At 70.1% G+C, this 7,108-nt stretch carries 8 protein-coding genes and 2 pseudogenes; 8 read left to right on the top strand and 2 right to left on the bottom strand.

Annotated features, from left to right (window positions below; translation table 11 throughout):
- The 5 genes and pseudogenes from MFF42_RS09670 to MFF42_RS09650 all read left to right on the top strand — a co-directional run.
- A pseudogene (locus MFF42_RS09670) lies at nt 1–195 on the top strand (ABC transporter substrate-binding protein); the annotation flags it as partial.
- A gap of 246 nt (nt 196–441) precedes the next feature.
- The gene (locus tag MFF42_RS09665; protein ID WP_283206867.1) at nt 442–1,389 is read left to right on the top strand and encodes a helix-turn-helix transcriptional regulator; all 948 of its coding nucleotides are present in this window, start codon (nt 442–444) and stop codon (nt 1,387–1,389) included.
- A gap of 262 nt (nt 1,390–1,651) precedes the next feature.
- Complete coding sequence (cysE, locus tag MFF42_RS09660) at nt 1,652–2,512, top strand: serine O-acetyltransferase (RefSeq protein WP_238255543.1); 861 nt, start codon at nt 1,652–1,654, stop codon at nt 2,510–2,512.
- 137 nt (nt 2,513–2,649) lie between these two features.
- On the top strand, nt 2,650–2,865 hold the full coding sequence (locus tag MFF42_RS09655) for a DUF3126 family protein (RefSeq protein ID WP_003604163.1): 216 nt from the start codon (nt 2,650–2,652) through the stop codon (nt 2,863–2,865).
- 250 nt (nt 2,866–3,115) lie between these two features.
- Nucleotides 3,116–3,445 carry a DUF6949 family protein gene (locus MFF42_RS09650; protein WP_238255542.1) on the top strand — a complete coding sequence of 110 codons (330 nt, stop codon included), beginning with the start codon at nt 3,116–3,118 and terminating at the stop codon, nt 3,443–3,445.
- A 27-nt stretch (nt 3,446–3,472) separates the two neighbouring features.
- Here the strand turns inward: MFF42_RS09650 and MFF42_RS09645 are convergent, their stop codons facing one another.
- Nucleotides 3,473–4,105: a S24 family peptidase gene (locus tag MFF42_RS09645; protein ID WP_238255541.1), complete on the bottom strand. Its 633-nt coding sequence runs from the start codon at nt 4,103–4,105 to the stop codon at nt 3,473–3,475.
- Nucleotides 4,106–4,327: 222 nt separating this feature from the next.
- Between MFF42_RS09645 and MFF42_RS09640 the strand changes: the two genes are divergently transcribed.
- Nucleotides 4,328–4,693 carry a DUF952 domain-containing protein gene (locus MFF42_RS09640; protein ID WP_238255540.1) on the top strand — a complete coding sequence of 122 codons (366 nt, stop codon included), beginning with the start codon at nt 4,328–4,330 and terminating at the stop codon, nt 4,691–4,693.
- Complete coding sequence (locus MFF42_RS09635; protein WP_238255539.1) at nt 4,690–5,766, top strand: quinone-dependent dihydroorotate dehydrogenase; 1,077 nt, start codon at nt 4,690–4,692, stop codon at nt 5,764–5,766. Before MFF42_RS09640 ends, MFF42_RS09635 begins: the two co-directional genes overlap by 4 nt.
- Nucleotides 5,767–5,790: 24 nt before the next feature.
- On the opposite strand, the gene MFF42_RS09630 is transcribed toward MFF42_RS09635, so the two are convergent.
- Complete coding sequence (locus MFF42_RS09630; protein ID WP_238255538.1) at nt 5,791–6,120, bottom strand: hypothetical protein; 330 nt, start codon at nt 6,118–6,120, stop codon at nt 5,791–5,793.
- A gap of 683 nt (nt 6,121–6,803) precedes the next feature.
- Here MFF42_RS09630 and MFF42_RS09625 point away from each other — a divergent pair.
- Nucleotides 6,804–7,108, top strand: a pseudogene (locus tag MFF42_RS09625) (CbbBc protein); the annotation flags it as partial.

The following is a 7,108-nucleotide window of genomic DNA, read 5'->3' as shown; positions in this document are numbered from 1 at the left end:
CTCGCCCGCCGCACCGACGACCGCGCGGTCCGCACCCGGCTCTACAGGGACGCGCAGGCCCGCTTCCGCGAGGCCGCGCCCTGGGTGCCGCTCGCCCACACCGTCGTCCATATGGCGATCCGGCGCGCGGTGAACGGCTTCCGGACGGATCCGCTCGGGCGCACCCTGTTCGAGGGGGTCGCGTTGACGGAGTGATTTTTCGCAGTGCCATATACCGCATTGCGGGATAGCATATATTATCCACCGGCGAGTGTGCATGGATGCCACGCTTGGGAAACGGGTTGCGCTGCAGCCTGCCAGTCTCCAGATGTGCGCCTCCTCCCGCCATACCCGCGCGCTCCGGCCCGCGTATTGCAGCGGGCATCGCTCGGCCGGGACACCGGACGAGGGGGCGGTGTTCCGGGCGAGAGGCAGGGGGCCCGTTGGGGACACCCGGCATGGATTCGGATAGAGGCGGGCGTCGGAAAGGACGATGAGGTGAGTGTGGCCATGACCGACGCGGCCGAACAAGAGGCGAGCTTCCTGAACGAACTCGGCCGACGGGTGCGCCACGCCCGGACGGTGCGCGGGCTGTCGCGCAAGCTGCTCTCGCAGGCTTCGGGCCTGTCCGAGCGCTACATCGCCCAGCTCGAGAGCGGTCAGGGCAACGTGTCGATCATCCTGCTGCGGCGCGTCGCCAACGCGATGGGCATGCGGCTCGACGATCTCGTCTCGAGCCAGGAAGCGTCCTCCGAGTGGCGCGTCATCCGCGACCTGCTCGACCAGGCGAACCCGGACCAGATCGCCCTGGCCAAGGCGGCGCTCGCGGGCTCGACCGGCGCGGAGGCGCGCACGGTCCGCCGCCGCGTGGCGCTGGTGGGCCTGCGCGGCGCCGGCAAGTCGACGCTGGGCCGGATGGCGGCCGCCCATCTCGGCTGGCGCTTCGTCGAACTCAACACGGAGATCGAGCGCGAGAACGGTCTCTCGGTGCGCGAGATCTTCGCGATCTACGGTCAGGAAGGCTATCGGCGGCTGGAGCAGAAGGCCCTGCGCGGCCTCGCCGAGCAGCCGGGCCCGATGGTGCTCGCCACCGGCGGCAGCATCGTCGCCGAGCCGCTGACCTACGATCTGCTGCTCTCATCCTTCTACACGATCTGGCTGCAGGCCCGGCCCGAGGAGCACCTGCAGCGGGTGCGCGACCAGGGCCATGTCGAGGGCAAGGGCGATCCCGCCTGGGTGCTGGACGACCTGCGCGCCGTGCTGCTCAGCCGCGAGCCGCTCTATGCCCGCGCCTCGGCCGTGGTGGATACCTCCGACGTGCCGGTCGAGATCATGGCCGCGCGCCTGATCGAGGTGATCGAGACCCAGGTCAGCGGCAACGACAACGGCGGCAAGCGCCCGGCCGCGTGACCGCGGCGGCGCCATCCGCCGCAGGGTGGGACACGGCCTCTTGATGCGGCGCCGGGCGACACCAAGCTGTATGGCTTGAACCCGGCGCGAGCGAAGATGCTTCTCTCCCGCGCCGTTCTCGCGATACGCGTCGTATCCGAGCGTCCCGTTCGGCGGCACGATCCGTCCCGCCGCGCTGAAGGGGCGAGAACACGCTGCCGGCCGCGACCCGCGTCGCGGCCTTGAGGCCGGATCGACAATCCGCGCCGTCGAGGAGGAATGCATGTCCGCCAGTCCGTCGCTCAGCCCGGCTTCCGGGCGCGAGGGGATCGCCGGAATCGTCGATCCGCTCTGGACGCGGGTGCGCACCGAGGCCGAGACGGTGGTGCGCGACGAGCCGCAGCTCGCCTCGTTCTTCGTGGCGACCATCCTCAACCACCCGAGCCTGGAGGCGGCGGTGGCCCACCGCGTCGCCACCCGCCTCGGCCACGCCTCGCTCCCGACCGAACTCGTGGCGCACGGCTTCCACGAGGCGCTTCAGGACGATGCCCGCATCGGCCAGAGCATGCGCGCCGACATCCTCGCCGTGATGGATCGCGACCCGGCGACGACCCGCGCGATCGAGCCGCTGCTCTATTTCAAGGGCTTCCACGCGATCCAGGCGCACCGGCTCGCCCACTGGTACTGGGGCCACGACCGGCGCGACCTCGCGCTCTATCTCCAGAGCCGGTCGTCGGAAGTCTTCCAGACCGACATCCACCCCGCCGCCCGGATCGGGCGCGGCGTGTTCTTCGATCACGCCACCGGCCTCGTGGTCGGCTCCACCGCGGTGATCGAGGACGACGTCTCGATCCTGCACGCGGTGACGCTCGGCGGCACGGGCAAGCATGGCGGCGACCGCCACCCGAAGATCCGCCGCGGCGTGATGATCGGCGCGGGCGCCAAGATCCTCGGCAACATCGAGGTGGGGGCCTGCGCCCGCGTCGCGGCGGGCTCCGTCGTGCTCCGCTCGGTGCCGCCGCACACCACGGTCGTCGGCGTGCCGGCGCGGGTCGTCGGGGCCGCCGGCTGTGCCGAGCCCGCCCGCTCCATGGACCAGCTCGTGGCGATGAGCGAGTTCGTCGATATCGCCGGCGGGATCTGACGCCGCGCTCCCTGCCTCCGCCGGGTTGCCTGCCCTAGCGCGACGTGGCAAGCCGCCGACCACCATCCGAAGCCCCCACAGCGCTGCCGCCGGGATCGCGCGTCCCGGCGGCAGCGCCTCGCAAGAAGGTTGACGGCGTGACCAAGACCGAAGTCGCCAAGCTGCAGGATTACCTGCGCCGCAAGTTCGCCAACGCCAGCATCCGCGTGGTTGCGATGAAGACCGGCGATTCCGCCGAAGTGTTCATCGGCGACGAGTCGATCGGCGTGCTCGCCGACGACAAGGAGGACGGCGACGATTCCTTCACCTTCCGGATGGCGATCCTCGATATCGACCTGGAAGAGGACGCCTGAGGCGCCGCGAGCCTCCCGATCACGGATCTCCGCGCCGCCCCGGGCTCAGAGCGCTCTCCGCCAAAGTGGATACCGGTTCGGCGCAAGAGAGCGCGTCAAAACACGAACTTGGAGCCGTGTCCGATCGCGACGCGATCGGGAACGGCGCCAGAGCCTGTGGGCGGCGTTAGCGTTAACGAAACGTCTTTCTTAACAAGTCGTAAACGATCGGCCAGATTGCGCGTCACATCCTGAGAAGGAGCGTCGCGTCATGACCCTGAGCCCCTCTTCCATCGAATCGATTCAGGCGCTCGTCGTCGGCCTCGCGCTGGCGGGTCTGCTCGCGAGCGCCTTCGAATTCGCCACGAACCGGCGGGCGAGCTTCAAGCTGCTGGAGGCTGGCGGCGTCGCCGCGCTGGCCGCGCTGCCGATGATCGCGGTGGTCGCGCCCTTCATCATCCTGCGCAACACCCTGCGGGGCCGTCGCTTCGAGCACCGGCCGATCCCGTTCGTGATGATCGCGACGATGATCGCCTGCGGCTGGAGCCTGCTCTCGGGCCAGGTCGCCCTCGGCATGGCCCACCGGCTGGCCGGCCTGTAGGCGTCAGGCGCCGAACGCTGCCGAACGCTACTGCCGCACCCACATCACCCGCGCCATCCAGGCGACGTCGGCGAGCGGGACCGCCCGGTCCTCGTGATCGGGGTTGAGGGAGGCCAGTTCGATGGTGCGGGCGGTGCGGCGGCGCAGCTCCTTGGCCAGCACCTCGCCGTTGTTCAGCCGGGCGACGATCCGGTCGCCCTTGCGGATGCCGGCATTGGGGGCGACGATCAGCACGTCGCCGTCGCGGTAGAGCGGCAGCATCGAATCGCCCTGCACCTCCAGGGCGAAGGCGTGGTCGTCGCCGAGATCGGGAAACTCGATCTCGTCCCAGCCGGGTCCGCCCGTCGGAATCCCTTCCTCGTTGAACAGACGGCCCGATCCGGCCTGGGTCAGGCCGATCAGCGGCACCATCGTCCGGGTCTGGGCCTGATCGGAATCGACGAGGTGCAGGAAGTCGTCGAGGCTGGCGCCGGTGGCGGCGAGCACCTTCGCGATCGACTCGGTGGAGGGCCAGCGCTTGCGCCCGTCGGGCCCGACCCGCTTCGAGCGGTTGAAGCTCGTGGCGTCGAGGCCCGCACGCCGGGCGAGACCCGAGGCGGAGAAGCCGTGGCGCTCGGCCAATCGGTCGATCGCAGTCCAGATCTGCTCGTGCGACAGCATAGCGGCCTCAAACCGGCGCGTGTGCCGTTGAGACATACGGCCTAAAGTTAGGAAACTAGAACCCGCCGAACCCGGACGCAATCGGAGCATCCGGAGAGGCGAGTGTCGCATCTGAGCGGCCTTCGGTGAAGGCGCGAACCCCGTATCCGGTAACTCATGGCGACGGTTGCCGCGGGCAGGCCTGCGTTCTATCGCTCCGGAAGATTTACCCCCGGAGATCGGATGGCCCTCGTCTACAAGATCTGCCCGCGCGGCCTCTGGCGGGAGGCCGAGGCGCTCGGCCGCTTCACCGGCGCGCCGGTCGACCGCGCCGACGGCTTCATCCATTTCTCGACCGCGGATCAGGTCGCCGAGACCGCCGCCCGGCACTTCTCCGGGCAGGCGGACCTGCTGCTCGTGGCGGTCGAGGCCGAGGATCTCGGCGGCGCCCTGCGCTTCGAGCCGTCGCGGGGCGGCGCGCTGTTCCCGCACCTCTACGGCGACCTGTCCTTGAGCGCCGTGCGCTCCGTGGCCGACCTGCCCCTCGGGGCGGACGGGCGGCACGTCTTTCCCCCAGAGATCCCGCCGTCGGAGATCCCGCAGGCATGATCGACGCGCTGTTTCCCCTCGCCCGGCCGCTGCTGCACGGGCTCGACGCCGAGACGGCGCACGACCTGACGATCCGCGGCCTCTCGCTGCTGCCGCCGCGCCGGCCGCCGGCCGACGACGCGGCGCTCGCCGTCGAGGTGTTCGGGCAGCGTTTCCCCAACCCGGTCGGCCTCGCCGCCGGGTTCGACAAGGGCGCCCGGGTGGCGGACGCGCTGCTCGGCCTCGGCTTCGGCTTCGTCGAGGTCGGCGGGGTGGTGCCGCGGCCGCAGCCCGGCAATCCGCGGCCGCGGGTGTTCCGCCTGCCCCGCGACCGGGCGGTGATCAACCGCTTCGGCCTCAACAGCGAGGGGCTCGACGCGGTGGCGGACCGGCTCAAGGCCCGCGCCGGCCGCGGGGGCCTCGTCGGCGTCAATATCGGCGCCAACAAGGAGTCGCCGGACCGGCTCGCCGACTACGTCGCCTGCACCGCGCGGCTCGCGCCGCACGTCGCCTTCATCACCGTCAACGTCTCCTCGCCCAACACGCCGGGCCTGCGCGACCTCCAGGGCGAGGGCTTCCTCGACGACCTGCTCGCCCGCGTCGTCGCCGCCCGCGACGCGAGCGGATCGCCCGCCGCGGTGCTGCTCAAGATCGCCCCCGACATCGCGCTCGAAGGGCTCGACGCGATGACGGCGACGGCGCTCCGGCGCGGCATCCAGGGGCTCGTCGTCTCGAACACCACGATCGCCCGGCCCGCGACGCTCGCCGAATCCGCGCTCGCCAGGGAGACCGGGGGCCTGTCCGGCCGGCCGCTGTTCGGCCCGGCGACGCGGCTCCTCGCGGAGACCTATCTGCGCGTCGGCGACCGGATCCCGCTGGTCGGCGTCGGCGGCATCGACTCGGCGGAGGCCGCCTGGACCAAGATCCGGGCCGGCGCCCGCCTCGTCCAGCTCTACTCCGCCCTCGTCTATGAGGGGCCGGGACTGGTCGGCACGATCAAGCGCGGGCTGAGCCAGCGGCTGCGCGCGGAAGGGCTGACGAGCCTCGCGCCCGTCGTCGGGCGGGACGCGGCGGAGTTGGCAGGCAGACCGTAGCCGGAGAGGGGAGTTGGGTCGGCTTCAGTGGCCGGCCTGTTGCGGCGTCTCGGAGCCGCCGGCGCTCAGCGCGACCAGGACGTTGCGCAGAAAGGCCAGATCGTTGCCGATCTCGGGGTCGGGATCGTCGTCGCGGTCGAAATGCCGCTGCATCTGATCGACCCGCATCGCCACGGCGGATCGCATGATCTCGGCCACCGGATCCGGAACCTCGACATAGGCGGCGGCCGTATGATCTTCGCTCGACCAGTTCTCCCAGGCCGCGCGCGGACCGTCCCGCAGGACACGCGCCTCGACGAGGGCGTGAGTTGCGTCCTCGGCAAATCGGAAAGCTTTGGCGGAAAGTCTGACCATGCTGCGTCGTCCCGATCGCTGCCCGCTCAGCGGAACCGAAGATTCGCCTGCATGAGCAACGATCTGTAGTCGCTCAACGGCATATCAACACCTGGCTCCCAGGACCAGTGGTCGCCATGATCGTTCTCCACGAGCAGGAGAGGTCCGTAATCGTAGCCCGCCGGTCATCGCCACCATCGTCCTCGATCTTGCCTCGGGTTTGCGAAGGTCGAGATGCCGCCCGTACCGGCACGCACCCAGACCACACCGCCGACGTGGAAATGCGCGAGATCGACCGGGCGAACGTGATCGAGGCGTGCCCCCGCCGCATTGCCCATTCGAATCAGATCGAGCCTCGTTCGCCCCACCCGGCGCCGTCTCCCGCGAGGATGTACCCGATCGTCTGTCACGCGATCGGATCACTCGGAGGTTGTAATTCTTAAGGCCAAGCTATCGCGAACGGCAAATGGGAAACCGGGGTGGGGCCGTGGGGGAACGCCCGGCGCCGGCTTGGGCGAAGGGGCCGCGAACCTCGCACCGTGAACGATGATGCCGACGAGAGTTGCCCTTAATGCATAGCAATGCATTCTACCCGTCGAGCCAAGCTTTGAACGCATGAGAGGACTGCGACCGAACCCGATTGTGAGGGGCCGCGCCGCGCGATTATCTGCGGTTGCGACCACAGCGTTCCCCAGGATTTCGGCATGGACCGTTCGAACGGGCCCCTCAAGCGTTCCTCCGCCGCGGGCGGCTGGGGCGCGCTGAAGAGCTGCGGCAAGTTCCTGTTGGGAAGCCGCGCCCCGCTTTCCGGCGCGCGGGCCCTGCTCTCGGCCAACCAGCCGGACGGCTTCGACTGCCCCGGCTGCGCCTGGGGCGACCCGGCCCACGGCTCCTCCTTCGAGTTCTGCGAGAACGGCGTGAAGGCGGTCTCCTGGGAGGCGACCGATAAGCGCACGACGCCGCGCTTCTTCGCCAAGCACACCGTCTCGGAGCTGCGCGGCTGGACCGA

It is taken from the genome of Methylorubrum podarium (assembly GCF_022179745.1).
In the GTDB taxonomy this organism is placed as follows: domain Bacteria; phylum Pseudomonadota; class Alphaproteobacteria; order Rhizobiales; family Beijerinckiaceae; genus Methylobacterium; species Methylobacterium podarium.
Note: the sequence above shows the minus strand (reverse complement) of the source record. Positions and strands in the feature narration are given on the sequence as shown.